At 62.1% G+C, this 26,520-nt stretch carries 31 protein-coding genes and 1 tRNA gene; 17 read left to right on the top strand and 15 right to left on the bottom strand.

Going from position 1 to position 26,520, the window contains the following annotated elements; all coding sequences use genetic code 11:
* Positions 1 to 3: 3 nt before the first annotated feature.
* From gspK to gpmA, 10 genes are all read right to left on the bottom strand, one after another.
* On the bottom strand, positions 4 to 996 hold the full coding sequence (gene gspK, locus ACZ0BA_RS24200; RefSeq protein WP_463453695.1) for a type II secretion system minor pseudopilin GspK: 993 nt from the start codon (positions 994 to 996) through the stop codon (positions 4 to 6).
* Positions 996 to 1,652, bottom strand: a complete 657-nt coding sequence (locus ACZ0BA_RS24195; RefSeq protein WP_463453694.1) for a PulJ/GspJ family protein — start codon at positions 1,650 to 1,652, stop codon at positions 996 to 998. Before ACZ0BA_RS24195 ends, gspK begins: the two co-directional genes overlap by 1 nt.
* The gene (gspI, locus tag ACZ0BA_RS24190) at positions 1,649 to 2,035 is read right to left on the bottom strand and encodes a type II secretion system minor pseudopilin GspI (protein WP_463453693.1); all 387 of its coding nucleotides are present in this window, start codon (positions 2,033 to 2,035) and stop codon (positions 1,649 to 1,651) included. Before gspI ends, ACZ0BA_RS24195 begins: the two co-directional genes overlap by 4 nt.
* A 2-nt stretch (positions 2,036 to 2,037) precedes the next feature.
* The gene (locus ACZ0BA_RS24185; RefSeq protein WP_463453692.1) at positions 2,038 to 2,514 is read right to left on the bottom strand and encodes a GspH/FimT family pseudopilin; all 477 of its coding nucleotides are present in this window, start codon (positions 2,512 to 2,514) and stop codon (positions 2,038 to 2,040) included.
* 20 nt (positions 2,515 to 2,534) lie between these two features.
* Positions 2,535 to 2,978: a type II secretion system major pseudopilin GspG gene (gene gspG, locus ACZ0BA_RS24180; RefSeq protein WP_363499372.1), complete on the bottom strand. Its 444-nt coding sequence runs from the start codon at positions 2,976 to 2,978 to the stop codon at positions 2,535 to 2,537.
* A 206-nt stretch (positions 2,979 to 3,184) separates the two neighbouring features.
* Entirely contained in the window at positions 3,185 to 5,317 is a 2,133-nt protein-coding gene (locus ACZ0BA_RS24175) for an amidohydrolase family protein (protein ID WP_463453691.1), read from the bottom strand.
* Positions 5,318 to 5,354: 37 nt separating this feature from the next.
* Complete coding sequence (locus tag ACZ0BA_RS24170) at positions 5,355 to 6,107, bottom strand: HesA/MoeB/ThiF family protein (protein WP_463453690.1); 753 nt, start codon at positions 6,105 to 6,107, stop codon at positions 5,355 to 5,357.
* Between the two features lie 44 nt (positions 6,108 to 6,151).
* A complete protein-coding gene (locus tag ACZ0BA_RS24165) occupies positions 6,152 to 7,795 on the bottom strand; it encodes a S41 family peptidase (RefSeq protein ID WP_463453689.1) in 1,644 nt (547 codons plus the stop codon).
* A 14-nt stretch (positions 7,796 to 7,809) separates the two neighbouring features.
* The gene (locus tag ACZ0BA_RS24160; RefSeq protein WP_463453688.1) at positions 7,810 to 9,429 is read right to left on the bottom strand and encodes a peptidoglycan DD-metalloendopeptidase family protein; all 1,620 of its coding nucleotides are present in this window, start codon (positions 9,427 to 9,429) and stop codon (positions 7,810 to 7,812) included.
* Complete coding sequence (gene gpmA / locus ACZ0BA_RS24155) at positions 9,377 to 10,123, bottom strand: 2,3-diphosphoglycerate-dependent phosphoglycerate mutase (protein ID WP_463453687.1); 747 nt, start codon at positions 10,121 to 10,123, stop codon at positions 9,377 to 9,379. The genes ACZ0BA_RS24160 and gpmA overlap by 53 nt, the downstream gene beginning before the upstream one ends.
* A gap of 108 nt (positions 10,124 to 10,231) precedes the next feature.
* On the opposite strand from gpmA, the gene ACZ0BA_RS24150 reads away from it, so the two are divergent.
* The 5 genes from ACZ0BA_RS24150 to ACZ0BA_RS24130 all read left to right on the top strand — a co-directional run bounded on the left by ACZ0BA_RS24150 (position 10,232) and on the right by ACZ0BA_RS24130 (position 13,265).
* Positions 10,232 to 10,687 carry a rhodanese-like domain-containing protein gene (locus ACZ0BA_RS24150; RefSeq protein WP_463453686.1) on the top strand — a complete coding sequence of 152 codons (456 nt, stop codon included), beginning with the start codon at positions 10,232 to 10,234 and terminating at the stop codon, positions 10,685 to 10,687.
* 15 nt (positions 10,688 to 10,702) lie between these two features.
* Positions 10,703 to 10,963 (top strand): glutaredoxin 3, encoded by a 261-nt coding sequence (gene grxC / locus ACZ0BA_RS24145; protein WP_463453685.1) that lies wholly within the window; start codon positions 10,703 to 10,705, stop codon positions 10,961 to 10,963.
* Positions 10,964 to 11,121: 158 nt separating this feature from the next.
* Positions 11,122 to 11,601, top strand: coding sequence for a protein-export chaperone SecB (gene secB, locus ACZ0BA_RS24140; protein ID WP_463453684.1), 480 nt, complete (start codon positions 11,122 to 11,124; stop codon positions 11,599 to 11,601).
* A 118-nt stretch (positions 11,602 to 11,719) separates the two neighbouring features.
* Positions 11,720 to 12,163: an SH3 domain-containing protein gene (locus tag ACZ0BA_RS24135; protein WP_463453683.1), complete on the top strand. Its 444-nt coding sequence runs from the start codon at positions 11,720 to 11,722 to the stop codon at positions 12,161 to 12,163.
* Between the two features lie 58 nt (positions 12,164 to 12,221).
* Positions 12,222 to 13,265 (top strand): NAD(P)H-dependent glycerol-3-phosphate dehydrogenase, encoded by a 1,044-nt coding sequence (locus tag ACZ0BA_RS24130; protein ID WP_463453682.1) that lies wholly within the window; start codon positions 12,222 to 12,224, stop codon positions 13,263 to 13,265.
* A gap of 26 nt (positions 13,266 to 13,291) precedes the next feature.
* Here ACZ0BA_RS24130 and ACZ0BA_RS24125 read toward each other — a convergent pair whose 3' ends face one another.
* Genes ACZ0BA_RS24125 through mscL form a run of 3 tightly spaced genes read right to left on the bottom strand, consistent with a single transcriptional unit; the run spans position 13,292 to position 15,627 of the window.
* On the bottom strand, positions 13,292 to 13,981 hold the full coding sequence (locus ACZ0BA_RS24125; protein ID WP_463453681.1) for a DUF2461 domain-containing protein: 690 nt from the start codon (positions 13,979 to 13,981) through the stop codon (positions 13,292 to 13,294).
* 5 nt (positions 13,982 to 13,986) lie between these two features.
* Positions 13,987 to 15,162 carry a Do family serine endopeptidase gene (locus ACZ0BA_RS24120; RefSeq protein WP_463453680.1) on the bottom strand — a complete coding sequence of 392 codons (1,176 nt, stop codon included), beginning with the start codon at positions 15,160 to 15,162 and terminating at the stop codon, positions 13,987 to 13,989.
* Positions 15,163 to 15,201: 39 nt separating this feature from the next.
* Positions 15,202 to 15,627, bottom strand: a complete 426-nt coding sequence (mscL, locus tag ACZ0BA_RS24115) for a large conductance mechanosensitive channel protein MscL (RefSeq protein ID WP_463453679.1) — start codon at positions 15,625 to 15,627, stop codon at positions 15,202 to 15,204.
* 369 nt (positions 15,628 to 15,996) lie between these two features.
* On the opposite strand from mscL, the gene petA reads away from it, so the two are divergent.
* From petA to ACZ0BA_RS24070, 9 genes are all read left to right on the top strand, one after another.
* Positions 15,997 to 16,605 (top strand): ubiquinol-cytochrome c reductase iron-sulfur subunit, encoded by a 609-nt coding sequence (gene petA / locus ACZ0BA_RS24110; RefSeq protein WP_463453678.1) that lies wholly within the window; start codon positions 15,997 to 15,999, stop codon positions 16,603 to 16,605.
* Positions 16,606 to 16,608: 3 nt separating this feature from the next.
* A complete protein-coding gene (locus ACZ0BA_RS24105) occupies positions 16,609 to 18,021 on the top strand; it encodes a cytochrome b (protein ID WP_463453677.1) in 1,413 nt (470 codons plus the stop codon).
* A 34-nt stretch (positions 18,022 to 18,055) separates the two neighbouring features.
* Positions 18,056 to 18,820 (top strand): cytochrome c1, encoded by a 765-nt coding sequence (locus tag ACZ0BA_RS24100; protein WP_463453676.1) that lies wholly within the window; start codon positions 18,056 to 18,058, stop codon positions 18,818 to 18,820.
* Positions 18,821 to 18,935: 115 nt separating this feature from the next.
* Positions 18,936 to 19,547 (top strand): glutathione S-transferase N-terminal domain-containing protein, encoded by a 612-nt coding sequence (locus ACZ0BA_RS24095; RefSeq protein ID WP_017877976.1) that lies wholly within the window; start codon positions 18,936 to 18,938, stop codon positions 19,545 to 19,547.
* 100 nt (positions 19,548 to 19,647) lie between these two features.
* Positions 19,648 to 20,130: a ClpXP protease specificity-enhancing factor gene (locus ACZ0BA_RS24090; RefSeq protein WP_463453675.1), complete on the top strand. Its 483-nt coding sequence runs from the start codon at positions 19,648 to 19,650 to the stop codon at positions 20,128 to 20,130.
* A 26-nt stretch (positions 20,131 to 20,156) separates the two neighbouring features.
* Positions 20,157 to 20,232: transfer RNA gene (locus tag ACZ0BA_RS24085), tRNA-Thr, on the top strand.
* Between the two features lie 200 nt (positions 20,233 to 20,432).
* The gene (locus ACZ0BA_RS24080; RefSeq protein WP_463454822.1) at positions 20,433 to 20,696 is read left to right on the top strand and encodes a helix-turn-helix domain-containing protein; all 264 of its coding nucleotides are present in this window, start codon (positions 20,433 to 20,435) and stop codon (positions 20,694 to 20,696) included.
* 2 nt (positions 20,697 to 20,698) lie between these two features.
* On the top strand, positions 20,699 to 22,045 hold the full coding sequence (locus ACZ0BA_RS24075) for a type II toxin-antitoxin system HipA family toxin (protein ID WP_463453674.1): 1,347 nt from the start codon (positions 20,699 to 20,701) through the stop codon (positions 22,043 to 22,045).
* A 73-nt stretch (positions 22,046 to 22,118) separates the two neighbouring features.
* A complete protein-coding gene (locus ACZ0BA_RS24070) occupies positions 22,119 to 23,030 on the top strand; it encodes a LysR family transcriptional regulator (RefSeq protein WP_463453673.1) in 912 nt (303 codons plus the stop codon).
* A 13-nt stretch (positions 23,031 to 23,043) separates the two neighbouring features.
* Here ACZ0BA_RS24070 and ACZ0BA_RS24065 read toward each other — a convergent pair whose 3' ends face one another.
* Entirely contained in the window at positions 23,044 to 23,757 is a 714-nt protein-coding gene (locus ACZ0BA_RS24065; RefSeq protein WP_463453672.1) for an SDR family oxidoreductase, read from the bottom strand.
* Positions 23,758 to 24,065: 308 nt separating this feature from the next.
* Here ACZ0BA_RS24065 and ACZ0BA_RS24060 point away from each other — a divergent pair, with 308 nt between their 5' ends.
* On the top strand, positions 24,066 to 24,332 hold the full coding sequence (locus ACZ0BA_RS24060; RefSeq protein ID WP_463453671.1) for a hypothetical protein: 267 nt from the start codon (positions 24,066 to 24,068) through the stop codon (positions 24,330 to 24,332).
* Positions 24,333 to 24,386: 54 nt separating this feature from the next.
* Positions 24,387 to 24,521, top strand: a complete 135-nt coding sequence (locus tag ACZ0BA_RS24055; protein WP_463453670.1) for a hypothetical protein — start codon at positions 24,387 to 24,389, stop codon at positions 24,519 to 24,521.
* A 191-nt stretch (positions 24,522 to 24,712) separates the two neighbouring features.
* On the opposite strand, the gene ACZ0BA_RS24050 is transcribed toward ACZ0BA_RS24055, so the two are convergent.
* A complete protein-coding gene (locus ACZ0BA_RS24050; protein WP_463453669.1) occupies positions 24,713 to 25,636 on the bottom strand; it encodes a LysR substrate-binding domain-containing protein in 924 nt (307 codons plus the stop codon).
* 162 nt (positions 25,637 to 25,798) lie between these two features.
* On the opposite strand from ACZ0BA_RS24050, the gene ACZ0BA_RS24045 reads away from it, so the two are divergent.
* The gene (locus tag ACZ0BA_RS24045) at positions 25,799 to 26,518 is read left to right on the top strand and encodes a glutathione S-transferase family protein (RefSeq protein ID WP_463453668.1); all 720 of its coding nucleotides are present in this window, start codon (positions 25,799 to 25,801) and stop codon (positions 26,516 to 26,518) included.
* The last annotated feature ends 2 nt before the right edge of the window (positions 26,519 to 26,520 follow it).

The raw sequence follows: 26,520 nt of genomic DNA, 5'->3' as shown, positions 1-26,520 counted from the left end.
GCTCTAGTATTCCCGTATCCACACCACCGTGGTCATGCCCGTCGGCGCCCGCGACAGCAACGACACCGTGTCCAGCGCCGCCCGGTCCAGCTTGACCTTGCTGAAGGCGAGGAAATAGTCGCTGCGCACGTCCACCTCCACCGCCGTCTTGCGCTGCGCCGCGCCCATCTGCGGCTGCTGTGTGAAATCCGCCATCTGCCTATAGTAAGCGCCCTTGCGGGTGTTGACCATGGCCGCCGCGTCGCCCAGTGACAGGTCCGGCACCAGCGCCGCGATCAGCTCGGGCGGCGCGGTGTTGACGTTGACCTTGGTTGGCTGCGGCAACACGATGACGAACTCGCGCAGCCGCTCGACCGCCTGCGGCGTAAAGCCGCTGACCGACAACAAATCCTCCAGCCGGACGAAGCCCATCGGCTCGACGCTGCCCGACGCCGGCACGCTGCCCGGCGTCGGGCCTTGCGGATTTGTCGGCGGCGCGGTTTGGACCGGCTGCGTCATCGCCACCTGCATGGCCACCTGCTGCGCCAGATTCGGGTCTAATTGCAGATTTGTCAAGAGGCGTTGCAGCACGCCGATCTGCGCCTTGTCGGGAACCCGCGCCGTGGCAAGGTTGGCGAGATTGTAGCGCGACTGCGCATCGACAATCTTGCCCGACAGGGTGGCGTTGAAATCCTCGCCCTCCTGCCGCTCGCGCTCGACATAATCGTCCAGCCGGGTCTCTTCCAGCGGCGTCGACCAGATGCCGTTCTGGCGCGTATAGAGCTGCGAATCGAGGAAATCCTGGAACAGGATCAGGCGGCTCAAGTCCAGCGCGCCGCGCACGATCCAGCGCGTTTGCAATTGCAAACGCTGGTTTTCCATCGAACGCACCTGCACCTGCTGCTGCCAGAACAGGCTGGTGACGATGGTCACGGCCAGCGTCGTCAGCAGCAGCGCGGTGATGACCGCCACGCCGCGCTGGCGGCCTGGCGCGCGGCGTCGGCGTACCGGCCGCATCACAGCGCCCCCAGCAGGAATGATTTGACCATCGGCACTTCCTGGCCCTGCAAGGCCAGCGACACTTCCAGCCCGGTCGGCGCGGTTGCAGTGTTAGGACCGGTGCCCGTGCCAGTGCCCGTGCCGCCCGTCGTCAATCCGGCCGCCGGTCGCCATTCGGTGTTGATCCAGTAACGCGCGCCCATCGACAACACGTCCGACTGCAGCGCCACGCTGGCGGCGGTGTCGGTGTCGCTGAGCGCGGCCTGCCACAGCGCGTCGAGTTGCAGCAGGTCGCGCGTGGCGTTCGATTCGCGCCGCGTCAGCACGCCGTCGCGCACGCGGTAGGCCACCACCTGCAGCCGGGTCGGCTCGTTTTCCGTCATCACCACCCGCACGAAGGTCAGGCGGTCGTTATCGGCCAGCATGTAGGCGCGGTTATTCAGCAAGCTCGACGTGGCCATGCTGGCGCAATCGCTCTGCAACTGCGCGAACGCCAGTTGCAGGCCGCGCGTCTGCTCCATCTTGGCCGTGAGCGACTCGCGCGAGCGGATGATGCCGTCCAGGCCGCGCCAGCCAAGCACGGCGACGATGGCCAGGATGGAAATGGCCACCAGCAATTCGATCAAGGTGAAGCCGGCGCGGCGTCCACGCCGCCGGACAGCGATGCGCGTCATGAATTGAGCACCAGTTGCACCAGCTTGATGATGCGGCGTTCCGGCTGGGCCTGGTCATAAACGCTGACCTCGACCCGGCGGAAGCGCGGATTCGGGCTGGCGATGACTTCCTCCTGGCACATCAGCTTCATGTCGCCCTGCGGGCATTCGAAGGTTTGCTTGCCGACCGCCGGGAAGGTTTTGGACAGGCGCAGCTGCACCAGCCGGTTCTCCGCCGACCAGGTCGCCATCATGGCGCCGCGCAGGCCGTTGCTGTTCTGGGTCAGGCTGCCGACCGCGCGCAGCGACGCGCCCAGCGCGGTGCCGACGATAACCAGCGCCACCAGCACTTCGAGCAGCGTAAAGCCTTGATGGTTGTGGGAGGGTCGACGCATCTTGTTCATGATCAGTCCACCGTGAAATGGCCGATGCCATCGGCGCGGATGGCGACGCTGCCACCGCCGCCGGTCATGGTTAATACAAAGGGTTTGTCGACCGGTTCGCGGCCGAAGATGATGCGCAGGTTGTTGTCGTTCTGGACATTGGCGGGCGGATCGAGCATCAACGTCACCGGCCCCTGCTTGAATTCGCGCTCGCGCAGCAGGTCGTCCTGCACCGCCAGATCCCACTGCTTGTCGTTGCGGATCAGGAAGCGGTAGCCTTCCGGCCCGGCCTCGAAGGCGATCTGGCGGTTGCGCACGATCGCCTCGTCGCGCGCCAGTTGCAGCAGCAGCGCGATGCGTTGGGCGTCCTGCAGCATGGCCTGCTTCTGGCCCGGCATCGCGCTGAGCGAAACGATCCCCAGCGTGATGCCCAGGATGACCATCACCACCAGCAATTCAATCAGCGTGAAACCCCGGCTCGGCCGGCGCGCGGCGCGCATGATGGGCTCTCTCCGTGTGCTTAGTTTTCCCAGGAGCCGATGTCGGCGTCGTCGCCGGTGCCGCCCGGAGCGCCGTCGGCGCCCAGCGAGTACACGTCGACCTCGCCCTTGATTCCTGGCGACAGGAACTGGTACGGCGCGCCCCATGGGTCCTTAGGCATTTTTTCCAGATAGCCGCCGGACTTCCAGCCGTTGGCGGCCGGGCCGCTGGTCGGCTTGGTCAGCAGCGCCTGCAGGCCCTGCTCCGTGGTCGGATAACGCTGGTTGTCGAGCTTGTACAGCTTGAGCGCCTGCATGACGGTGGCGATATCGACCTTGGCCGCGGCCACTTTCGATTCACCGGTGCGGCTCAGCAGCTTGGGCACGACCAGCGCCGCCAGCACACCCATGATGACCACCACCACCATGATTTCGATCAGCGTAAAACCGCGCGCGGCGCGACGTTGAGGTGTTGCTTTTTTCATAATTTACTACCAAATTAAAGTGAGTGCAGAGTATAAGGCCGAAACAGCGGTCTCAGAGCGGGCAGAGGCGTGATTTTTGCGTTCCGGGGCTTAAACCGGGCTTAATATTCGACGGTTTTCACTTGCTTTTACCAGCTTGTCATCGGTTTGTCATGGCATTGTCACACGCTTGTCATGCCGAGCCCGCTTGGGGCCCGGCATGATCGTCAGTCGTGCTTGCGGGCGGTCGCCTCGATGCGGTTGCGCGCGCCGTCGTTGCCACCGCCGTGCGCGAGGTCGACCTCGGCCACGGCGGCAGCGGTCTTCGCCACCTGCGGCGCGTCCTTGACGAACGGGGCGATGCCCAGCGCGGCGTCGATCTCGCTCGGATAAATCACATAGCCGCGCGTGATCACCGCCGACACCTTGCGCACGTCCTTGATGTCCTTGGTCGGGTCGCCGTCCACCAGCACCAGGTCGGCCAGCTTGCCCGGCGTGATGCTGCCGCGATCGTTGCTGGTGCGGGTGTAGCGGGCGCCGTTGCGGGTGGCCACTTGCAGCGCCTGGGCCGGCGTCAAACCGGCCTTGACCAGCAGCGCCAGCTCCGAGTGCAAGGTGAAACCGGCGATGTCGTCGGTGCCGGCCACAATCGGCACGCCGGCGCGGTACATGACGCCGACGAAGTCGACCATCTTGCCATAGGATTTTTCATAGCGCTTGAGTTTCTCGGCGCCGTCGATCTTCATGGTGCCGACCGCGAAGCCGCGCGCCACGTCCGGCGGCATGTTGGCGGCGAAGTCCGCGTACGGCTCGTTGATGTCGCCGTCGCGCTGCTTGAGGAAGGCGAACGCCGACATGGTCGGGTCGATGGCGATTTGCTTTTTGGCCAGCTGGGCGACGAAGTCCTTGACCGGCTTGGAGTTGAAATCAAGATCGGCCACCTTCTCGGCCGGCAAAACGAAGCGGTTCAAGTTGCGCGTTTCGGTGTCGGGCTTGACGAAAAAGTTCAGCAGCACCTGGTTGATGTGCTGGATTTCGTCGTAGCCGGCGTCGAGCGCCTGCTGCGCGCGCAGGCCGGCCGGCACGTGACCGGAAACGCGCATGCCGCGCGTATGGGCGTAGGCGACCGTTTCCTTGAGGATGTCCTTGGGGAAGGAGTTGTAGATCTTCAGCTGCGGATAGCCGCGCTGCGCGTACCAGTCGATCGCGTCCTTGGCGCCCTGCAAGTCCTTGATGACGAAGCCACCGTTGGCGCTGTACTGGCTCTCGCCCTCGAGGAAGCCGGCCGGCACCACTTGCGGCCCGAGCAGCTTGCCATCGGTGGTTTCGTCGAGCATCGCCTGCAGCTGGGCGTTGTCGTTGCCCATGTCGCGCACGCTGGTGATGCCGGTCGAGATGTTGAGCGCGCCGGACCAGCGGTCGACGTGGCCATGCATGTCGAACAGACCCGGCAGCACGATGCGGCCGCCGGCGTCGATGGTGTTGGCGGCCTCGCGCGCCGGCGAGCCGGCCGGCTGCACCGAGGTAATGCGTCCGCGCAGGATATAGATATCCGATGGCGCGCCGACGGTGGCTTTCTCGCTGTCGAACACGCGTGCATTCTTGACCAGGGTCAGGCCCGGCAACGGATGCTGCAATTTGGTGGCGACATCGGCCAGCATCTTGCCCTCGGCGACCTTCTGGCGTTTGGCCAGTTCGGGGATGACGTTCTGCCAGCCTTCTTCCAGCGCGTTCATGAAGCCGGGAATGATGACGGCGAACAGGCGCGGCTTGGCATCGGTGGTGGCCCACATGAACGAGGGCGACAGGCCGATGCCGGTTTGCGCCAACAACTGCACGGTTTGCTTCTGGCCGGCGCCGTTGGTGATTTCCAGGGAATCCAGCTTGGTCTGCGACAAGGTGCCCGACGGCAGCAGCGGCAGTTTGTTGTCAGGCGCGGCCGCCAGCGCGGTAATGGCGGTGGAAATCACCTCGAACGAGCTGTTCAGCGGTACATAGGCGGCCGGGCCGGCGACGGTTTTCTTGCCCTGCTCCGAGGTCGATTTCCACTCGGCCTGGTCGCCCTTGCGCTCGAAGCGGTCGTCGACCACGGCGCCAAAGGTGGAGTTGCCCTTGACCGCGTACTCGGTCATGGTGCCGTCGGCGCCGACGCGGAACTGCTCGGTCAGCTCGGGGCCGCGGCCGTTGTTCTTGTAGATGAAACGCACCTTGGTCACGCCGTCGTCCTGACGCTCGACCACCTGCTCGCCCATCTGCTTGCCGCTCTCGGTGTAGATGACATACTTGGTGGTACTGGCGGCCTGGGCGCTAAAGGCGGCGGCAAGTGCCAGCGGGATTAAGGCGAGTCGTTTCGTCAGCAAGGTCTTCTCCTGGTGGTGGACTGGTGGTGGTGATGCTTTATTGTTTTGTGGCGCAGACAGGGCAGGCGTCGTTGCGGCCGACGCCGATGCTGGTCCATTCCATGTTCAGGCCGTCGAGCATCAGCAGCCGGCCCGCCAGCGAGTTGCCCACGCCCATCAACAGCTTGAGCGCCTCGGCCGCCTGCATGGCGCCGACCACGCCCACCAGCGGCGCGAACACGCCCATGGTGGAACAGGCGACGTCCTCGAACTTCTGGTCTTGCGGGAACAGGCATGAATAACAGGGGTTGCCTGCCTCGCGCGGGTCGAACACGCTGATCTGGCCGTCGAAGCGTATCACCGCGCCGGACACCAGCGGCTTGCCCTGCGCCACGCAAGCGCGGTTGACGGCGTGGCGGGTGGCAAAGTTGTCGGTGCAGTCGAGCACGACGTCGGCGGCGGCCACCAGCTCGGCCAGGCGGGCGTCGTCGGCCCGCTCGGTGAGCGCGCTGACGACGATGCCGGGATTAATTTCTTGCAAGGTGATGCGCGCAGACGCCGCCTTGGGCTGGCCGATCCGCGCCGTGGTGTGGGCGATCTGGCGTTGCAGGTTGGTCAGGTCGACGGTGTCGTCGTCGACCAGGGTGATGTGGCCGACGCCGGCCGATGCCAGATACAGCGCCGCCGGCGAGCCGAGGCCGCCGGCGCCAATCACCAGCGCGTGCGCGGCCAGCAGCTTTTGCTGGCCTTCGATGCCGATTTCGTCGAGCAGGATGTGGCGCGAGTAGCGCAGCAGTTGCGAATCGTCCATGGTCTCAACCGGCAGCCGGGCCGCCTTTTATCGATGTTATTCGGTTATTCGGCGACCGGCTGTTTCGCGGCTGGCTTGGTGTCGCCAGCCTTGGATTTGGCTTCGGGTTTGGCGGCCGGCTTGCTGACCGGCTTACCACTTGGCTTACCACTTGGCTTCACCTCAGGCTTGGCCGGCTTCACATCGGACGTGCCATCGGGCTGGGCGTCGGACTTGATGGCCGGAGCGCTATCCGACTTGATCTCGCCAACGCCGTCACCGCCGGCCGCCGCGCCCGCCTCCACCTTCGACAGTTTGACCGGCAAGCCCTTGAAGTGGTTCAGCGCCTGCGCCAGCTGGAAGTCGTCCTTGGAGCCGAATTCGACCGGTTTGGATTTCTTCGCCAGCGACGCCATGCGCTGCGCATCCTCCAGCCCGTCGCGCTGGGCGTTCAGTGCCTTCAGCGCCAGGCTCTCGCCCTCCGGGTCCTTGTCGTTGCCCAAATGCTTTTGCAGGTCGGCTTCGCGCATGCGCAGGCTGTTCAAGCCGTCGCCGTCGGCGGTCTCGTCGACCATCAGGTCCGGCACGATGCCGCGCGCCTGGATCGAGCGGTTCTGCGGCGTGTAGTAGCGCGCCGTGGTCAGTTTGACGGCGGTATCGGCGGTCAGCTGGCGCAGGGTCTGCACCGAGCCCTTGCCGAAGGTCTGCGTACCCATGATGGTGGCGCGCTTGTAATCCTGCAACGCGCCAGCGACGATTTCCGACGCCGAGGCCGAACCGGCGTTGACCAGCACGACCATCGGCACGTCCTTCAGGCCGGCCGGCAGCTTGGCCAGCGGATCGGACTTGGCGCGCGGCGCGTAGAACTCGGGACGGCCGTAGAAGGTTTCCTTCGACGACGCCAATTGGCCGTTGGTGGAAACGATCACCGAATCCTTGGGCAGGAAGGCGGCCGAAACGCCGATCGCGCCCGGCACCAGGCCGCCCGGATCGTTGCGCAAGTCCAGCACCAGGCCCTTGATTTTCGGGTCTTGAGCGTACAGCGCGGTGATTTGCTTGGCCATGTCGTCCAGGGTCGGTTCCTGGAACTGCGAGATGCGTACCCAGGCGTAGCCCGGCTCGACGATCTTGGTCTTAACGCTTTGCACGCGGATTTCCTCGCGCGTGATGGTCATGACGATCGGCTTGTCCTCGTCCTTGCGGCTGATGGTGACGGCCACCTTGGACCCGGGCTCGCCGCGCATCTTCTTGACGCTTTCGTCGAGCGACATGTTCTTGATCGGCGTGCCGTCGATGCGGGTGATCAGGTCGCCCGTCTTGATGCCGGCCTTGAAGGCGGGCGTATCTTCGATCGGCGAAACGACCTTGATATAGCCGTCCTCCATGCCGACTTCGACGCCGATGCCGACGAATTTGCCGGCGACGGTCTCCTTCATCTCGCGGAAGGCTTTTTTGTCCAGGTAGACCGAATGCGGGTCCAGCGAGGACACCATGCCGGAAATGGCGTCGGTGACGAGTTTCTTGTCGTCGATGTCGACCACGTAATCGGTCTTGATCAGGCCGAACACGTCCGACAGCTGGCGCAATTCCTCCAGCGGCAACGGGGTGCCGCCGGCTTTCTGCGCAATGGCGGGAAACTGCAACGAGGCGGTGACGCCGGCGATGACGCCGAGACCGATCAAACCCATGCTCTTAATCTTGTTGCCCATTTTCTCCGCGAACCTTAAAACTTGACCCAGCCAGCCGGATCGAATGCCGTGCCCTGATGGCGAAGCTCGAAGTATAGCCCTGATTCCTCGTTGCCGCCGCTGTTGCCCGCGCTCGCTATCGGGTCGCCCGATTTGACGATGTCGCCTGCCCTTTTCAGCAACGATTGATTATTACCGTAAATACTCATGTACTGGCCGCCGTGGTCGACGATGATCAGGTTGCCGAAGCCGCGCAGCCATTCGGCAAACACCACCCGGCCGCCGGCGACGGCGCGCACGTCCGCTCCTTCTGCCGCGCGGATGAAGACGCCCTTCCAGCTTGGCCCCTGGCCGCGCTTGCTGCCGAACCTGGCCGCGACCTGGCCGCTGACCGGCGAGCGCATCTGGCCTTTGAGGCTGGCGAAGGCGCCGGCCGGCGCGGCCGGCGCCAGCGCGATGTCAGCGGCGCGGGCCGGCGGACGGGCCGGCTCCTCGACCGGCTCCCGGACCGGCTCAGGGGGCTTGACCGCGACTTTCGGTTCGTCGGCGTCGATCGGATCGGGCCTGGCAGGCACCGCCGGCTTGACCGGTGGAGCCGACTGGGCTGGCTGCGAAGGTTTAATCGTGCCGGCCTTGTTGGCGTTGGCCTTGGCCAGACGCTCACGCTCTGCCTGCGCGGCGGCCGCTGCCTTGGCGCGGGCTTGCGCTTGCGCCAGCAGCGCCGCTTTTTTCTCGGCGTCGGCCTTGGCCTTGGCGGCGGCGCGGGCGGCCGCCAGTTGTTCCTGGCGCTTTTTCTCGGCGGCGGCGGCAATCGCCTGCTCCTCGATCAGCTTGTTCAACTTGTCGACCAGGCCGCTGATGCGCTGCTCGTCGCGCTCGACGTTGCCCGCTTCCTTGCGCTGGGCCACCAGCTTTTGCGACAAGGTCGACAGCAAGGCCGCGCGGCGGGTCTTTTCCTGTTCCAGCTTGTTCTTTTGCTGCAATTGTTCCTGCGCGATCTCGGCCAGCTCGTCGTTGGCGTTTTGCGCCTCGGCCTGATTATCCTCGACGGCCTTGAGGTTGGCGCGCAGCGCATCCAGCAAACGGGCCTGTGCCTGCGACACATAGGCCATCATCTGCAGATCGCGGTTGATGCGGTTGGGGTTGTCCCCGGACAGCAATAATTTGATCCGGTCTTCATTACCGGCGACATAATGCTCGCGCAACAGCTTGGCCAGCTGCTGCTTTTGCAGCGCGACCGTGGCCGTCAGCCGCTCGCGCTCGCCGCTCAGCTGCTGCAGCTTGGTGTGGGTGTCGCCGAGCTCCTGCTGCAGGTCGCGCAGCGCGCGGTTGGCGTCCGAAATCGCCTGTTCCGACTCGGCCAGCGTATCGGCCGCGTCGTCCTTGGCGCTTTCGGTCTTGCTGATGTCCTTTTTGAGCGCCGACAGCTTTTGCTGCAAGCCGGCGCGCTCGGCCTCGGCCAGCGCCTTCTGCTTGCTGCGCTCGGTCGGCTTGCCCGACCTGACGGTCTGGGCATGGGCACTCAACGACGTTATCAACAGCAAGGCCGCGCCCGTGACGGCGGCAGCCCTGCGCCAACCTTTAAATGAAGAATGAGACAAATTACTTGGCCTTGCCCTGGTTGGCGACGGCCGCCTGGGCCGCTGCGATGGCATCGGCGTCGCCGAGGTAGTAGTGGCGGATCGGCTTCAAGTCGGCGTCCAGCTCGTAGACCAGCGGCTGGCCGTTCGGGATGTTGAGGCCGACGATGTCGTTGTCGCTGATGCCGTCGAGCATCTTGATCAGCGCGCGCAGGCTGTTGCCGTGGGCCGAGATGATGATCTTCTTGCCGGCGCGGATGGCCGGGGCGATTTCCTCGTCCCAGGCCGGCATCACGCGCGCCACGGTGTCCTTCAGGCATTCGGTCAGCGGAATCTGCGACTTGTCCAGGCCGGCGTAGCGCGGGTCGTTGAACGAGGCGCGGTCGTCGCCCTCTTCCAGCGGTGGCGGCGGCGTATCGTAGCTGCGGCGCCATACCAGCACTTGCTCGTCGCCGTACTTGGCGGCGGTCTCGCCCTTGTCCAGGCCCTGAAGCGCGCCATAATGGCGCTCGTTCAGGCGCCAGTCGTTCTTGACCGGCAGGTACATCATATCCATCTCGTCGAGCGACAGCCACAAGGTGCGGATCGCGCGCTTGAGCACCGACGTGTAGGCCAGGTCGAAGGTGAAGCCCGATTCCTTGAGCACCTTGCCGGCGGCCTTGGCCTCGGCCACGCCTTTTTCGGTCAGATCGACGTCGGTCCAGCCGGTGAAGCGGTTCGACAGGTTCCAGGTGGATTCGCCATGGCGCATGAATACAATTTTGTACATGAGGACTATCTTCAAAAAAGGAGTGAATCGGAGGGATTACCAGTGCTTTAAGAACTCTTCCAGCTTCTATTTTATAATGCGCGGATTAAGTTAAACCATTGGAACCCCGTGAAATTCTTCATTGACAATATTTTCATCATCGCCGTCGTCGTTCTGTCCGGCGGCGCGCTGCTGTGGCCCTTGCTGACCCAGCGCGGCAAACGGGCGACCCCGCAAGACGTGACGATGTTGATTAATCGTAGCAAAGCCACCATTGTAGACGTACGGGACGCGAAAGAATTCGCCAACGGTTCCCTGCCGGACGCGAAGAACATTCCACTGGCCGAACTGGACCAGCGAATCGGCGAACTGGACAAGTTCAAGAGCAAGAGCGTGGTGGTGGTTTGCCAATCCGGCGCACGTGCATCGTCGGCTGCGGCTAAACTGTCCAAAGCCGGCTTCGCCGACGTGGTCAATCTGGACGGTGGACTTGCCGCATGGCAAAAAGCCGGCCTGCCACTGGCCAAGCCCTCTGCGACACCGTCGAAATCGCCGGTAACGCTGACCAAGCCGCAGGCAAAATAATTGGAAGGAAGCATCATGACGACCGAAGTGATCATGTACACCACCGCCGTGTGCCCCTACTGCACCCGCGCCGAGCGCCTGCTCGAATCGAAGGGCGTGACCGAACTGAAGAAAATCCGCGTCGACCTCGACCCGGAGCAGCGCGTGCTGATGATGCAAAAAACCGGCCGCCGCACCGTGCCGCAAATCTACATCGGCGACAAGCACGTCGGCGGTTTCGACGATTTGTATGCGCTCGATCAAGCCGGCGGCCTGTCACCCTTGTTAAATGGCTAACTGACACCAAATACAACGCGCGGGCAGAAATCCTTTGTATCCATAGTGGTTTTGATACAATTGCCCTCGCGTTTGATCTGGGCTTTTATTCGGCCATCCCAAGCCAACATCATCTGAGCGGCGCGTGCCGCTCGTTTTCACTATAACGAAAGCGTTCCATGTCTGAAGAAAACCTGCAACCAGTATTCCAAATCCAACGCGTCTACCTGAAAGACATGTCGCTGGAGCAACCGAATTCCCCAGCTATCTTCCTGGAACAGGAAGCGCCAACCATCGAAGTCGCGCTGGACGTGGGCGCCGAGCCACTGGCCGACGGCATCTTCGAGTCGACCGTCACCATCACCGTGACCGCCAAAATCAAGGACAAAGTCGCTTTCCTGGTCGAAGGCAAGCAAGCCGGTATCTTCGAAGCCCGTAACATCCCTGCCGATCAGCTCGATCCGCTGCTGGGTATCGGTTGCCCGAACATCGTCTACCCTTACCTGCGCGCCAACATCGCCGACGTGATCACCCGTGCCGGTTTCCCACCAGTGCACCTGGCCGAGATCAACTTCGAAGTGTTCTACCAGCAGCGCCTGCAAGCCGTGGCCGATGCCGCCGCAGCAGCGCCTGCCGTCGACAGCACCACCACGCACTAATCGGCGAGACGGTTTCGCTTAGAGTTATACTGTAGCAACGTCGCCGGACGCTCGTCCGGCGGCTGTTTGACCCGACTAGCCGCGCCCCGCGCGCTGTCCTCCCTCAGCAAGGTAAGCCATGACATTTCCCCGTTTGATCGCAGGTTTGAGCCTGATGTTGGCCGCCGCGAGCAGCCACGCGTTCGACTTCAAAACGGTAGGCGCCGCGCCCGTGGTGCTGTACGACGCCCCGTCGACCAAGGGCGGCAAGCTGTTTGTCGTGCCGCGCGGCGCGCCGCTCGAAGTGGTGCTGGCCTACGGTGAATGGCTCAAGGTGCGCGACGTCAACGGCGAAATGGCCTGGACCGAGGCCAAGGGCCTGAGCACCAAGCGCAACGTCATCGCCCGCGTCGCCAATCTGAAGGTGCGCGCCACGCCGGACGACGCCGCCGCCGCCGTCTTTACCGCCGACAAGGGCGTGTTGATGGAAGTCAGCGAAGTGGCCGCCGGTGGCTGGGTCAAGGTGCGTCACCGCGACGGCCTGGTCGGTTACGTCAAGAATGCCGAGATCTGGGGCATATAATCCCAGCATCTGAATAACGGCCCGCGCGACTCCGTGGACGCAGGCCGAACGGGGACCCATGCAAGATAATCAAACCAAACAAGCGGCGTCCGGCGCGCGCAAGGTGACCGTGCTCGGCGCGGGCGCCTGGGGCACCGCCGTCGCCATCGCGCTGGCGCAGCGCCACGATGTGCTGCTGTGGGGCCGCAACAGCGCCTCGCTGCAAGCCATGGGCGAGGCCCGCGACAACACCGAATACCTTTCCGGCCATCCCTTCCCCGACCGTTTGCAGGTTGAAACCGGCTTCGACGCCGCGCTGGCGCATGCTGCCGGCGCCGACGGCCTGCTGATCGCCGCCTGCCCGGTGGCGGGCTTGCGTCCGTTGCTGGAGCAGCTCAAGCCGCATGCGGTGTCGCATGTGGTGTGGCTGTGCAAGGGCTTTGAATATGAAACCGGCCTGCTGCCGCATCAGATCGTCCGTGAAGTGCTGGGCGACGGGGTTGCCGGTGGCGCCTTGTCGGGACCGTCGTTCGCGCAGGAAGTGGCGCGCGGGTTGCCGTGCGCGCTGACCATCGCTTCGCGCTCGGCGGCCTTGCGCGATTGCGTGGTGGCGGCCGTCCATGGCGGCAATATCCGCGTGTACTCGAGCGAGGATCTGGTCGGCGTGGAAGTCGGCGGCGCGGTCAAGAACGTGCTGGCGATCGCCACCGGCGTGGCCGATGGCTTGGGCCTCGGGCTAAATGCCCGTGCCGCGCTGATCACGCGCGGCTTGGCGGAAATCACGCGCCTGGGTACCGCGCTGGGTGGTCAGATCGAGACGTTCATGGGCTTGACCGGGATGGGCGATTTGATCCTGACCTGCACCGGCGACCTGTCGCGCAACCGCCGAGTGGGCCTGGGTCTGGCGCAGGGCAAACCGTTGGAAACGATCGTGCAGGAATTGGGGCATGTGGCCGAAGGCGTACCGTGCTCGAAAGCGGTGCGCGAGCTGGCGGCCAGGATGGGTGTCGACATGCCGATCACCAACGCGGTAGCGGGCGTGCTGTTCGACGGCGACCAGCCGCAAGCGATGGTGACGAAATTACTGTCGCGCGACCCGCGCGACGAAAAGGTCAAACGCTAGCCACGCAATTCCGGGGGTGGATTTAATTACTCGTCCACGGTTTCTTCTTTTGCTTCGCGCATCCATGCCACCAGCGGGAACGCATCCTTCAAGCCGTTGACGATCAGCGGCACCAGCAACTCCGGCTTGTTCATCGGCACATCGATCTCGGTCCACACGAAGAAACTCTTCAGCTTGATGTATTCGATGTGCTCGTGATCGGCGTCGAAGCCCTTCGGCGGACGCATCAGCTTGCCCTCGTCGCGGATATCGCCAAACGTCAGGCGCAGCTTTTTGTTCTTCAGCACCTTTTTAAAGCCGGCCGCATCGTCGACCATGTGCTGGCGCAGCGCCTTCAGGCGGCCCGCCGGCGGCATGTACTCGCCCGCGCCGAACAGCAACCTTCCCTGTCCGTCGATCTGCATGTAGTACGTCGGACCGCCGGTCTGGCTGGGACGGCGCATGTCGTTCGGCGCCACCGCCGCCGAAAAGCGCGTCTTATACGGGCTCTTGTCATGCGCGAAACGCACGTCGCGGTTGATGCGGAACATCGCCTTCTTCGGATTGCTGAACTTGACAGCCGGATCGAACTTGCCGACCCCGGCGATCATATCGGTGACCACTTGCAAAAATTCTTCGCGCAAAATGTCGTAGCGCGGCTTGTTCATGATGAACCACGGACGATTGTTGTTGTCAGCCAGTTCTTTGAGGAATTGAGTCAGATCGCGTAAATGCATTGGGTTTACTTTATTTTGGCGCTGGCCGGACGCTTGCCGACCGTGACGTCGACTGTCGTTTCGCGGCTCTTACGCAAGATCGTCATTTTAGCTTTTTCGCCCGGAGTCAGTTGGGCGATCAGGTTGAGCATGCCGTTGGTGTCGGTGACGGGCTTGCCGTCGACCGTCAGCAGGATGTCGCCCGGCTTGATGCCGCCCTTGTCGGCCGGGCCGTGGCGCACCACGCCGGCAATGATGGCGCCGCTCTGGCGCTTGAGGCCGAAGCTGCTGGCCATCTCCGGCGTGATTTCCTGCGTTTCCACGCCGATCCAGCCGCGCACCACGTGGCCGGACTTGATAATCGCCTCCATTACCGTTTTGGCCGTCGAAACCGGAATGGCGAAGCCGATGCCGACCGAGCCGCCGCTTTGCGAATAAATCGCCGAGTTGATGCCCAGCAGGTTGCCGGTGACGTCCACCAGCGCCCCGCCCGAGTTGCCGAAGTTGATCGCGGCGTCGGTCTGGATGAAGTTCTCGAAGTGGTTGATGTGCAGGTTGTTGCGTCCCAGCGCCGAGATGATGCCCATCGTCACCGTCTGGCCGACGCCGAACGGATTGCCGATCGCCAGCACCACATCGCCCACCTGCGCCTGCTCGGCCTGCCCCAGCACGATCACCGGCAGCTTGTCGAGCGAGATCTTGATGACCGCCAGGTCCGTCTCCGGATCGGTGCCGACCACCTTGGCGGCGGCCTTGCGGCCATCGGCCAGCACCACCTCGATCTCATCGGCGGCCTCGACCACGTGGTTGTTGGTCAGGATATAGCCCTCGGCCGAGACGATGACGCCGGAGCCAAGGCTGGCCTCGTCGTCGTCGCCTTCGCCGTCGCGGTCACGGTCGCCGAAGAATTTTTTAAAGAACGGGTCGCGCAGCAGCGGATGCTTGCGGTGCTTGGGCTTTTTGCTGGTGATGATGTTGACCACGGCCGGCATCGCGCGCCCGGCCGCCGCCCGGTAGGAGCCAACGGCCGAGGCCGGCGTCTTGCCCGGTCCGGCTTCCAGCATGACGGCCGGCCGCTCGGGGCTGCCCATCTGCTGCAGGCGTATGGGCGCCGCGCCCTGCGGCACGACGGCCGCGTAGACGAAATACAGCGCCAAAACGACGGTCACCGTTTGCGCAAACAATAACCAGAGTCGTCGCATAGCTTGAATCTGCCGCCCGGCGGGCGGGGTCCTTGGTGATTATTTCTTGAGGGCGTCGCGAATTTCGCGCAGCAACACGATGTCTTCGGCCGGCGGCGCCGGCGGCGGCGTGACCACCGGATGCTCGCGCAGCTGGCGCGCGCGGTTCATCAGCCGCACCATCTGGAAGATGACGAAGGCCAGGATGATGAAGTTGAGCAAGATCGTGGCAAAGTTGCCATAGGCGAACACGGCGCCCAGTTTCTTCGCTTCGGCCAGGCTCAGGCCGGCGGCTTGGCCGTTGAGGCCGATGTAGTAGTTGGCGAAATCGAGCCCGCCGAACAGCTTGCTGATCGGCGGCATGATGATGTCGGTCACCAGCGAATCGACAATCTTGCCGAAGGCGCCGCCGATGATCACGCCGACGGCGAGGTCGACCACATTGCCCTTCATCGCGAATTCTTTGAATTCTTGCATCATTGTCATTTTTACATCCTCGACGTGTGGTCATTTGTGAACAAAACTGCCGATGGATCATACTATTTTTTCAATTAGATTCCAAACACACTAGCGGTTCACGCATTTGGACAGCGATTTACGTTATAAGTTTGACCTATATCAATTGACGAAACGGCCGGGTCCCCTCATAGGGCAGAGTCAGCCAAAAATCAAGCCCAAAACGGTGCGAAAAACGCCTCAATTGGGGTTACGGCAACGTTTTTGCTTTAAATCGCTACACGGTTACCTTATAATTTAAGGTTGCTAGAAGCTACATTCGTGCTTCATCAAGTTTTCGTTTTCAGGATTGTTCGCGGTTTCCAGATTTTGTTCGCACTTTGACTGATTGGGGTTTGTATGAGTAACGAAAAGCAGGTCGATTCCGGCCGTCGCGGTTTGCTCGTCGCAACAGGCGCGGCGGGTGGTGTAGTGGGTCTGGCAACCGCGGGGGCGCTGGTGAGCACCTTCCAGCCGTCGGAACGGGCGAAAGCCGCCGGCGCGCCGGTCGAGGTGGACATCTCGGCGCTCAACCCCGGGGAAATGACAACGGTCGAATGGCGCGGCAAGCCGGTCTGGATCATCAAGCGCACCCCCGAAATGGTGGCGTCGCTGAAAAAGACCGACGGCAAGGTCGCCGACGCCGAGTCGAAACGCAATCCAGAAGAATTCACGCCCGAGTACGCCCGCAACGAGTGGCGCTCGCGCAAGCCCGACATCCTCGTCGCGGTCGGCATCTGTACCCACCTCGGCTGTTCGCCCTCGTCCAAGTTCGCGCCCGGTCCGCAGCCATCGCTGCCGGACGACTGGGAAGGCGGCTTCCTGTGCCCATGCCACGGCTCGACCTTCGACATGGCCGGCCGCGTGTTTAAAAACAAGCCGGCGCCGGACAATCTGCAGGTTCCGCGCTACATGTTCTTGAGCGACAACAAGCTGGTCATTGGCAAAGACGAGAAAGGCGAGGCGTAAATCATGGCGGCTTTCAAAGAGACAAAACTGCCGGCCAACGCGCCGGTGGCACAAAAAGCACTTGGCTGGGTCGATGACCGCTTTCCCCTGACCAAGCTGTGGAACGACCAATGGGGCAAATACTACGCCCCGAAAAACTTCAACGTCTGGTACATCTTCGGCTCGCTGGCGATGCTGGTGCTGGTGCTGCAAATCGTCACCGGCATCTTCCTGACCATGCACTACAAGCCGGACGCGCTGCTGGCCTTCGGCTCGGTCGAATACATCATGCGCGAAGTGCCGTGGGGCTGGCTGGTGCGCTACATGCACTCGACCGGCGCGTCGGCCTTCTTCATCATCATCTACCTGCACATGACGCGCGGCCTGCTGTACGGCTCGTATAAAAAGCCGCGTGAACTGATCTGGCTGTTCGGTTTCGCCATCTTCCTGTGCCTGATGGCCGAGGCCTTCTTCGGCTACCTGCTGCCATGGGGCCAGATGTCGTACTGGGGCGCCCAGGTGATCGTCAACCTGTTCGGCGCCATCCCGCTGATCGGACCGGACCTGTCGCTGTGGATCCGCGGCGACTACGTCGTCTCCGACGCCACGCTGAACCGCTTCTTCGCGTTCCACGTGATCGCCATTCCGCTGGTGCTGCTGGGCCTGGTCGCGGCGCACTTGATCGCGCTGCACGAAGTCGGCTCGAGCAACCCGGACGGCATTGAAGTCAAAGAAAACCTGGGCCCGGACGGCCATCCGGTCGACTCGATCCCGTCGCACCCGTACTACACCGTGCACGACCTGTTTGGCGTCTCGATCTTCCTGCTGATCTTCAGCACCGTCGTGTTCTTCGCGCCGGAAATGGGCGGCTACTTCCTCGAGTACAACAACTTCCTGCCGGGCGACTCGCTGAAAACCCCGCTGCACATCGCCCCGACCTGGTACTTCACCGCGTTCTACTCGGTGCTGCGCGCCACCACCGCCGACTTCATGTGGGTGCTGATGTTCTTCGTGGCCGCCTACGTGGTGTTCGTCTGGCTCAAGTCCAACCTGCCGCGCCTGGTGAAAATCGCCATTGCCGTCATCGCGCTGCTGGCCATCATCGGCATGCTGCCGCAGATCCTCGACGCCAAGTTCTGGGGCGTGGTGTTCTTCGGCGGCTCGGTCGTGATCCTGGCCTTCATGCCATGGCTCGACAAGTCGCCGGTGCGCTCGATCCGCTACCGCCCGACCTGGCACAAGTATGTGTACGCCGTGTTCTTCCTGTCGTTCCTGACCCTGGGCTACCTTGGTACCCTGGCGCCGACCGACGCCCGCACGATCGTTTCGCAAGTGTGCACCCTGCTGTACTTTAGCTTCTTCCTGTTCATGCCATGGTGGAGCACGATGGGCACGTTCAAAAAAGTGCCCGACCGCGTCGTCTTCTCCGCGCACTGACCGTACCTTGGCCAAAGTATATAAAGGACATGACATGAATTTTGCAAAGAAACTGCTTGCCGCGCTGGCCCTGCTGCCGGCCCTGGCGTTCGCCAACGAAGGCGGCGTCGCGCTCGACAAGGCGCCGGACCGGTCGAACAACATGGCGGCGTTGCAACATGGCGCCAAGCTGTTCGTCAACTATTGCCTGAACTGCCACAACGCCTCGTCGATGCGCTACAACCGCCTCAAGGACCTGGGCCTGAGCGAAGAGCAGATCAAGTCGAACCTGCTGTTCACCGGCGAAAAGGTCGGCGAGATGATGACCACCAACATGCGGCCGAAGGATGCCAAGGTCTGGTTCGGCGTGGTGCCGCCGGATCTGTCGGTCATTTCGCGCGCCAAATCGTCCGGCGCCGGCACCGGCGGCGACTATCTGTATACTTACCTGCGCAATTTCTACCAGGACGACACCCGTCCGACCGGCTGGAACAACCGGGTGCTGGAAAACGTGGCCATGCCGCACGTGCTGTGGGAGTTGCAGGGCATCCAGAAGATCAAGACGGTCGAGGTGGAAGATCCGCACGAACACGGCAAGATGGTGCATCAGTTCGCCGGCTTCGAGCAGGTCAAGGCGGGCAGCATGAGCAAACTGGAATTTGACACTGCGGTGGCCGACCTGGTCGGTTACATGGAGTGGATGGCGGAGCCTGCGGCGCAGACCCGCAAAAAATTGGGCGTGGCGGTGGTATTGTTCATGTCCCTGTTCGTCTTGCTGGCATGGCGCCTGAACGCGTCGTTCTGGAAAGAAGTTAAATAATCGAGAGCGCCGGCTGGCCCGGCGCTTGTTTTGCGATGTCCGCCGTTGGCGGGCGATCGATCCGGGGTGATCCGTTCGCGGGTTCACCCCCTTAGTTTTTAAGGAACTACAAAAAATGATGGTTCTCTACTCGGGTACAACCTGCCCATTTTCGCAGCGCTGCCGTCTGGTCCTGTTCGAAAAAGGCATGGACTTTGAAGTGCGCGACGTCGACTTGTTCAACAAGCCGGAAGATATCTCGACCATGAACCCGTATGGTCAGGTGCCGATTCTGGTCGAGCGTGAATTGATTCTGTACGAATCGAATATCATCAATGAATACATCGACGAGCGCTTCCCGCATCCGCAGCTGATGCCGGCCGACCCGCTGATGCGCGCGCGTGCGCGCCTGATGCTGTTCAATTTCGAAAAGGAATTGTTCGTCCACGTGCACGTGCTCGAAAGCGAGCGCGCCAAGGGCAACGACAAGAGCCACGACAAAGCGCGCGCGGAAATCCGCGACCGTTTGACCACCTTGGCGCCGCTGTTCCTGAAGAACAAGTACATGCTCGGCGACGAGTTCTCGATGCTCGACGTGGCCGTCGCGCCGCTGCTGTGGCGCCTGGACCACTACGGCATCGAACTGTCGAAGACCGCCGCCCCGCTGATGAAGTACGCCGAGCGCATCTTCTCGCGTCCGGCCTACATCGAAGCGCTGACGCCGTCGGAAAAGGTCATGCGCCGCTGATCGGTTCGATCGCGGAAACGCCGATGTTTAGTTGAAATTATCGGCGCGCCACCCGTATTGAAGCGGGGGCGTGCCGTGTTTTACCGTAGTCTGGAATACCATGTCCGAAATCTCTACCAAGCCCTACATGCTGCGCGCCATTTATGAGTGGTGCACCGACAGCGGCTATACGCCCTACCTGGCCGTCAAGGTCGACGCCTCGACCACCGTGCCGATGGAATATGTGAAAAAAGGCGAAATCGTGCTCAACATCAGTTTCGGCGCCACGTCGGGACTGAAGATGGACAACGACAGCATCCGCTTCCACGCCCGCTTCGGCGGCGTCTCGCGCGAAATCTACGTCCCGGTCAACAACGTCATGGCGATCTACGCCAACGAAAACGGCCAGGGCATGGCGTTCGAGCCGCAAACCGGCGGCGCCGACGCGCCTCCACCGGCCGAGGAAACCAGCGTGCCGGGCCCGTCGCTGGCAGCCGTGCCGACGCCTGCGCCGGAGGGCAAAAACGAGGCGCCAAGCGCCCCGCAGGACGACAACGACCCACCCAAAAAGGGCGGGCGCCCCACCCTGACGCGGATTAAATAGCGTATAATTTGCCCCGTACAAGTTTCGCCGACTTAGCTCATTTGGTAGAGCAGTTGATTTGTAATCATCAGGTGGCCAGTTCGAAACCGGCAGTCGGCACCAGAAATAAGCAGGGATATCAAAGGGTTGCAAGCTTCGGCTTGTGACCCTTTTTTGTTTGTTCCACACTTGTGGTGCGGTCTCGTCGACGTCTGGCAGAAATTTATCTGAATATCAGATAATTTGTCTTTATCTGAAATTCGGATATATTGACTTTATCTGAAATACAGCTAAAATTCGATTATCTGAATATCGGATATTTCATGTCAACTACACCTGCATCCCAGCTTATCATCACCACGCCACAGCTAGGTCAGCTGCTTCTGTCCACCCGCAAGCGGCGCGGACTCACGCAGACCGCCGTGGCGAATCGCCTTGGCCTGAGCCAGAATCGCATTTCTCACCTAGAGCAACATCCAGATGAAATCAGCGTCAAGCAGCTGCTCAGCTGGTGCGCGGCGATCGGCTTGGACCTACGGCTCGGCGAGCGGATCGAGGGCGAGCCAAGCAGTCCTGCGGAGTGGTAATCATGGGCCGCCGCGCGCATAGCCAAACACTGCACCTCTGGGCTAATGGGGACTACGTCGGGCGTTGGACAGTCAAAGCATCAGGAAACTCGGAACTGCAATACGACGCGGCGTGGCGCAACTCCACGCGCGGACGCCCCATCTCGCTATCGTTGCCGTTCAATCTACATAACGAGCCACTAAAGGGAGACCGTGTATCGCACTACTTCGACGGGCTGCTGCCCGATAGCGACACCATCCGCAAACGGGTTGCCGTCCGGTTCAAGACCGGCTCCACCGATGCATTCGATTTGCTCGCGGCAGTTGGCCGGGACTGCGTGGGGGCTCTGCAACTTCTGCCGGAGGGTGCCGAGCCGGAAGGCTTGGGCAAGATCGACGGCATAGCGGTGGATGATGAAGCAATCGAGCGGCACCTGCTGGACGTGGTCAATCCGGGCCACTACGGCGGTATGCAAGACCCCGATGACGATTTCAGGATTTCGCTGGCCGGCGCGCAAGAGAAGGACGCCTTCCTGTGGTGGAATGGAAAATGGCTGAAGCCTCGCGGCGCGACGCCGACGACCCACATCTTCAAACTCCCCATCGGGCTGGTCGGCGGGCGACGGGCCGACTTCTCCACGTCGGTTGACAACGAGTGGCTATGCCTGCGGCTGTTCAAAGAATACGGGCTGCCCACGGCGAATGCGGAGATTGCGACATTCGGCTCCCAACGGGTGCTGGTCGTCGAGCGTTTCGACCGGGCACTGTCGCGCGATGGGAAGCAGCTGTTCCGACTGGTTCAGGAAGATTTCTGCCAGGCGACGGGCACCTCGCCTCTGATGAAATACGAAAACGAAGGCGGCCCGGGCCTGCAGCAGATATTCACCCTGCTGCAACAGTCGCAACAGGCGGTTGCGGATATGCACACGCTCATGGCCACGCAGCTTCTGTTCTGGATGCTGCGGGCGCCGGATGGGCACGCCAAAAACTTCAGCATCCAGCTGCTCGCCGGCGAGCAGCGCTTCAAGATGACGCCGGTCTATGACGTGATGTCCGCCTACCCCGCCATCGGCAATGGCCCGAGCCAGTGGGCGGAGCAGGACGTCAAAATGGCGATGGCGCTGCTAGGCAAGAACAGGCACTACCTGGCGCATAAAATCATGCGGCGACACTTCAACAGCACCGCGAAGAAGGTCGGTTACGGCGAGAGCGCGGAGCCGCTTATCCAGGATTTCATTACGCGCACGCCTGCCATTGTCGACAAGGTCCGCACCGAGCTGCCACCCGGGTTCTCGGAAAAGGTCGCCGACCGGATGCTCGATGGCCTTCTCGCCGCCGCGCAAGCCTTGGAACGGATGCCCGCCATCTAACCGCACCCTTGGCATGTAATTCACGCAAGCTCAACACTTGCCCACCCGCCGCAAAGCGCTTACATTGCATGCCATGGCGAATTCCGATCCCTCCTTCGACGACCTCCTGATCTTCCTGGCTGTTTGCAACGCGGGCGGCTTCCGCACTGCGGCAACGCAACTCGGTCTTTCGCCCTCGACCGTTAGCGAGACGATCACCCGCATCGAAACGCAACTAGGCGTGCCGCTGCTCGCCCGTACGACGCGCAGCGTGATGCCGACGGAGGCGGGCCGGACGCTGGCCGATCGCCTCGCGCCGCTGCTGTCCGACGCCCGCGCGGCGCTGCACGACGTCACCAGCCCGGACAAGGAAGTGCGTGGCTTGCTGAAATTGAATGTGACCGGCGCCGTGATGGTCGATATCCTGCCGCCGCTGCTCGACAAGTTTTTGCTGCGTTACCCCGACGTGCGGTTGGAAATCATGGTCGAGGATCGCTTCGTCGATATCACCTCGGCCGGCTGCGACGCCGGCATTCGCTATGGTGAGCACCTGGCGCAGGACATGATCGCCGTGCCAGTGGGGCCGGCGTCCCAGCAACTGGCGCTGGCCGCCTCGCCCGCCTATCTCGCGCGGCGCGGCATGCCTCAACATCCGCACGAGCTGACCTTGCACGACTGTGTGCGCATGCGTTTTTCGAGCGGCGCGCTGTCGCCGTGGATATTCGAGAAAGACGACGAGCTGCTGACGGTCGATCCACACAGCCGTCTGGTGGTCGGCGTCGACGCGGCGGCGGCGGTGATCGCGCTGGCTGCGGCAGGGCACGGTTTGGTATGCACCTTCCGCAACTGGCTCGATCCGGATCTGGCACGCGGCACGCTACTGCCGGTGCTGCCCGAATGGTGGCACCGGTTCGAAGGTCCACAGCTGTACTTCCCGCGTCGACGGATGACTGCGCCATTGCGCGCCTTCGTCGACCTGCTCGCCGAAAACCGTCTGCCCGGATAAATCTGCCAACGATTTACCAGCGCACCGGCCCCTCTGCGCTGATGAACTGCCCATGGATCTCCCTGTCGGGCAGCAACGCCAACCGTACCGGTGTGGCGGCGGCTTCTTGGGGCGTCAGGAAACCGCTGTGACCGTTCAGATCGGTAGCGACATAACCGGGACACGCCGCGTTGACGACGATCAGGGTGTCGCGCAGCTCTGCGGCCAACTGCACCGTGAGCATGTTCAACGCCGCCTTGGAGGCGTTGTAGCCTGCCAGGCGCACGGCATAGTAGGGCGAGGTAGGGTCGCCGTTGATGGCGATCGAGCCCAGGCTGCTGGACATGTTCACGATACGTGCTGCCGGCGCCTCATGCAGCCACGGCAGCATCGCCTGGGTGACGGCAAGCGGGCCGAAAAAGTTGGTATCGAATATGCTCCTGACGGCGGCGAGATCGGCCTTGCCGGGCGCGCCGTCGGCGCTATCGCTGATTCCGGCATTGTTGACCAGAATGTCGAGCCGGCCGTGGCTGGCGCCGATGGCCGCTGCGGCCTGCGCGATGCTGGCCATGTCGGTCACGTCCAGCTGGACGAAGCGGGCGTCGATTCCTTCGCTGCGCAGTTGCCCGGCAGCCGTCTCTCCGCGCACCGCGTCGCGCGCGCCCACTAGTACGGTGATCTGTTCGCGTCCCAACTGCCGTGCGATTTCCAGCCCGATGCCTTTGTTCGCCCCAGTGACCAAGGCCACGCGCTTGCTGCCGTTTTCCATATTAACCTCCGCTGTCTAAAGAGGTCATGATCTGGCAAAAGGTTGGGCTTGATAAGACGGGACGGATCGAACGGGCTGTTCCGATGAGCGAACAATACCAATGCAAGCGTGGCCAATGCGTAGGCAACAAACTAAAAGTCCAAGGAGGACAACAGAATCGGGCCAGCGAAGAACGGAAGCGATACTATGCTTGGCAATCTGCGACATCATCGCGGCCCGACGAAGCAATCACTCCGCCGTGAAGTCCTGATCGGGCCACGCGCGCGCAATCTTGCTACAATCAGCCCATGCGACAATTCTTTGCCATGGTCATCGCGCTGGTCTTCGTGCTGCACAGCTCCGTGCTGGCGGCAGCGCCGGCTCGCCTGTGCTGCAAGGGCGCCGATTGCCCCGTAACGCAATGCGTGGCCACCGATTGCCTGCCGACCGCACTGCCCGCCGTCGCCCCCGATATTGCCATGCCCGCATCGACGCCGATACGCCTGCAAGCCTACTGCCCCGCCCCCGCCATGTCCCCCGCGCCAGCGAAAGACGTCTGGTGCCCGCCTGATTAGCACGCCGAAGTGATGTAAACACGAACTTAACTTCTAGCTAAAAAGGAAATACCAATGAAATCAATCCTCATCAAAGCATCGGCCGTGACGGCCATCCTGCTGGCTTCGGCCGGCGCTTACGCGGCAACCACAATGGATTGCTGCGCCAGTCTGGACTGCTGCCTGAAGATGCTGTCCTGCTGCTTCTAACAGGTAACAACTAAAAAGGCCTGCCGGTGACGTGTCGCTGGCGGGCCTTGCGCTATGGCGAAGTGGCTTAAGGATACTGAATCCACAATCAGCAAATTGAGCCGCCGATACTTTTGCCGGAACGAAGATCGACGCCAAAGTCGCATTGGTAGCCGTCAGAAGGCCGATAGCTACACGTCGGCGGAATACCGTTATTGAACCGGCGACGAATGGAGGGTTGAGCGCAAAAAATCCACAAATGCGCGTACCTTGGCTGATAGATGGCGGTTCTGAGGATACAGAATGGAAAATGGCCGCGATCGGCCGCCATGTTCTTGAAGCACTTCCACAAGGTCTCCCCGCTTCACGGCGCTTGCGGTTGCGAAACGGTAGGTCTGGTACAACCCACCACCTGCATTAACCCACGCAACGCAGCCAAGTGCATCATTAAGTATGCGCATGCGGCTGCGTACCGGATAATCTAATTCTTCCCCATTTGCACCCTTGAACAACCAAATCAGCGGCCGGCCCGTATTGGGGGACACGTATTGTATGCAATCGTGCGACTCCAGATCGGCAACCGCGCGAGGCGTCCCTTTTTTCTTCAAGTATTCCGGCGTCGCGAAGACACCTAAAGACGCGTCTTCCAGTTTGTATGCCACCAGCCGTGAATCGCGCTGGATGCCGAGCCGTATCGCCACATCGAAGCCCTCTTCCACAAAATCGATGATCTTGTCCGAGATACTGAGCTCAATCTCGATCTGCGGGTAAGCCTCAGTAAATTGTGGCATCAGAGGCAACAAGCGATGCGTCCCATACGCAGCACTGACGCTGATGCGCAGCAGTCCGCGCGGCACGGTCTGCGCGCCGGTAATGGCGCGCTCGGCTTCGGCGATCTGCTCCAGCGCCACCTGGCATTCCTTCCAAAAGAGCTGGCCTTCGTTGGTGACCTTGATACTTCGCGTGGTGCGGGAAAACAGCCGTACGCCCAGACGCCGCTCCAGCCGGCTGATCGATCTACTGACGGCAGCGGGGGTGAGACCGAAGAACTCCGCCGTCGCAGTGAAACTGCCCAACTCTGCCGCTTTGCAAAATTGCTCGATGCTGCCGAGCTGCATGGTATCCACGCTTGCCATGGTCTATTCCAAAATGTAATAAATGAAGTGATTCTAGCCCCATTTATCTGCAATGAACAAATCAATACACTTCAGTCATTGCTTGCGTAGCGACAAATGCAAGTAAGCCGGCGAGTACACAAGGCCCGCCGCACCGTCCGCTCTTACTAAAAGGAAATGACCATGAACACCAAACTCCGTCTCTTTACCTCGCCTTCGGCTTTCCCCAACCCGCAGCGCCTGCGCCTGTTCATGCACGAGAAAGGCATTGCCGATCAGTTCGAGGAGCAAATCTACGACATGAGCCCGGGCGGCGAACAGCGCCAATGGCCGCATCTGAAAATGAATCCGTGGGGTGAAACGCCCACTCTGCAGCTGGCCGATGGAAGTTTTATATCCGAAACCGCCGCCATCGTCCGCTATCTCGATCAAGCTTATCCCGGTCGGCGCATCATGGGCGAGGACCCGTTGCAGCAGGGGCTGGACAACATGTGGGATAACCGCGTCTGGGTGCATATTCTCTATCGCATCGTCACTGCGTTCCATGTCCTGCACCAGGGGCTGGGACCGAAACTGGAACTGACGACCAATCATGCGTGGGGAGAGCATAGCCGCAAGGAGGCGCTGGCCCATGCGGCACTGGTCAACCAGCACCTGTCCGACGGACGCGACTGGCTCCTCGGCGGGGACGAGCCGACCTTCTCGGACATCACACTGGCAACCGCGATCGCTTTCTCCAAATTCCCGATCAATGCCACGCCGCTGGACGAGCGTTTCGAGCATTTGGATGCGTTCTGGCGCCGCTGGCAGCTGCGTCCGAGCTTCCAGGCGGCCTACGCCGACGGAAACAGCGGCATACCGGAACTGGATGCGTTGGCCAAGACAAAGGCCGAGGGAAAATAATC

This window comes from Duganella sp. AC917, assembly GCF_979258245.1.
Note: the sequence above shows the minus strand (reverse complement) of the source record. Positions and strands in the feature narration are given on the sequence as shown.

Excerpts from the sequence above, each read along its gene's own strand:
- gspK (WP_463453695.1), bottom strand. The coding sequence starts at position 996 with ATGCGGCCGGTACGCCGACGCCGCGCGCCAGGCCGCCAGCGCGGCGTG.
- ACZ0BA_RS24195 (WP_463453694.1), bottom strand. The coding sequence starts at position 1,652 with ATGACGCGCATCGCTGTCCGGCGGCGTGGACGCCGCGCCGGCTTCACC.
- gspI (WP_463453693.1), bottom strand. The coding sequence starts at position 2,035 with ATGAACAAGATGCGTCGACCCTCCCACAACCATCAAGGCTTTACGCTG.
- ACZ0BA_RS24185 (WP_463453692.1), bottom strand. The coding sequence starts at position 2,514 with ATGCGCGCCGCGCGCCGGCCGAGCCGGGGTTTCACGCTGATTGAATTG.
- gspG (WP_363499372.1), bottom strand. The coding sequence starts at position 2,978 with ATGAAAAAAGCAACACCTCAACGTCGCGCCGCGCGCGGTTTTACGCTG.
- ACZ0BA_RS24170 (WP_463453690.1), bottom strand. The coding sequence starts at position 6,107 with ATGGACGATTCGCAACTGCTGCGCTACTCGCGCCACATCCTGCTCGAC.
- ACZ0BA_RS24165 (WP_463453689.1), bottom strand. The coding sequence starts at position 7,795 with ATGGGCAACAAGATTAAGAGCATGGGTTTGATCGGTCTCGGCGTCATC.
- ACZ0BA_RS24160 (WP_463453688.1), bottom strand. The coding sequence starts at position 9,429 with ATGCCATCGCAGCGGCCCAGGCGGCCGTCGCCAACCAGGGCAAGGCCA.
- gpmA (WP_463453687.1), bottom strand. The coding sequence starts at position 10,123 with ATGTACAAAATTGTATTCATGCGCCATGGCGAATCCACCTGGAACCTG.
- grxC (WP_463453685.1), top strand. The coding sequence starts at position 10,703 with ATGACGACCGAAGTGATCATGTACACCACCGCCGTGTGCCCCTACTGC.
- secB (WP_463453684.1), top strand. The coding sequence starts at position 11,122 with ATGTCTGAAGAAAACCTGCAACCAGTATTCCAAATCCAACGCGTCTAC.
- ACZ0BA_RS24135 (WP_463453683.1), top strand. The coding sequence starts at position 11,720 with ATGACATTTCCCCGTTTGATCGCAGGTTTGAGCCTGATGTTGGCCGCC.
- ACZ0BA_RS24130 (WP_463453682.1), top strand. The coding sequence starts at position 12,222 with ATGCAAGATAATCAAACCAAACAAGCGGCGTCCGGCGCGCGCAAGGTG.
- ACZ0BA_RS24125 (WP_463453681.1), bottom strand. The coding sequence starts at position 13,981 with ATGCATTTACGCGATCTGACTCAATTCCTCAAAGAACTGGCTGACAAC.
- ACZ0BA_RS24120 (WP_463453680.1), bottom strand. The coding sequence starts at position 15,162 with ATGCGACGACTCTGGTTATTGTTTGCGCAAACGGTGACCGTCGTTTTG.
- mscL (WP_463453679.1), bottom strand. The coding sequence starts at position 15,627 with ATGACAATGATGCAAGAATTCAAAGAATTCGCGATGAAGGGCAATGTG.
- petA (WP_463453678.1), top strand. The coding sequence starts at position 15,997 with ATGAGTAACGAAAAGCAGGTCGATTCCGGCCGTCGCGGTTTGCTCGTC.
- ACZ0BA_RS24105 (WP_463453677.1), top strand. The coding sequence starts at position 16,609 with ATGGCGGCTTTCAAAGAGACAAAACTGCCGGCCAACGCGCCGGTGGCA.
- ACZ0BA_RS24100 (WP_463453676.1), top strand. The coding sequence starts at position 18,056 with ATGAATTTTGCAAAGAAACTGCTTGCCGCGCTGGCCCTGCTGCCGGCC.
- ACZ0BA_RS24095 (WP_017877976.1), top strand. The coding sequence starts at position 18,936 with ATGATGGTTCTCTACTCGGGTACAACCTGCCCATTTTCGCAGCGCTGC.
- ACZ0BA_RS24090 (WP_463453675.1), top strand. The coding sequence starts at position 19,648 with ATGTCCGAAATCTCTACCAAGCCCTACATGCTGCGCGCCATTTATGAG.
- ACZ0BA_RS24080 (WP_463454822.1), top strand. The coding sequence starts at position 20,433 with ATGTCAACTACACCTGCATCCCAGCTTATCATCACCACGCCACAGCTA.
- ACZ0BA_RS24075 (WP_463453674.1), top strand. The coding sequence starts at position 20,699 with ATGGGCCGCCGCGCGCATAGCCAAACACTGCACCTCTGGGCTAATGGG.
- ACZ0BA_RS24070 (WP_463453673.1), top strand. The coding sequence starts at position 22,119 with ATGGCGAATTCCGATCCCTCCTTCGACGACCTCCTGATCTTCCTGGCT.
- ACZ0BA_RS24060 (WP_463453671.1), top strand. The coding sequence starts at position 24,066 with ATGCGACAATTCTTTGCCATGGTCATCGCGCTGGTCTTCGTGCTGCAC.
- ACZ0BA_RS24055 (WP_463453670.1), top strand. The coding sequence starts at position 24,387 with ATGAAATCAATCCTCATCAAAGCATCGGCCGTGACGGCCATCCTGCTG.
- ACZ0BA_RS24050 (WP_463453669.1), bottom strand. The coding sequence starts at position 25,636 with ATGGCAAGCGTGGATACCATGCAGCTCGGCAGCATCGAGCAATTTTGC.
- ACZ0BA_RS24045 (WP_463453668.1), top strand. The coding sequence starts at position 25,799 with ATGAACACCAAACTCCGTCTCTTTACCTCGCCTTCGGCTTTCCCCAAC.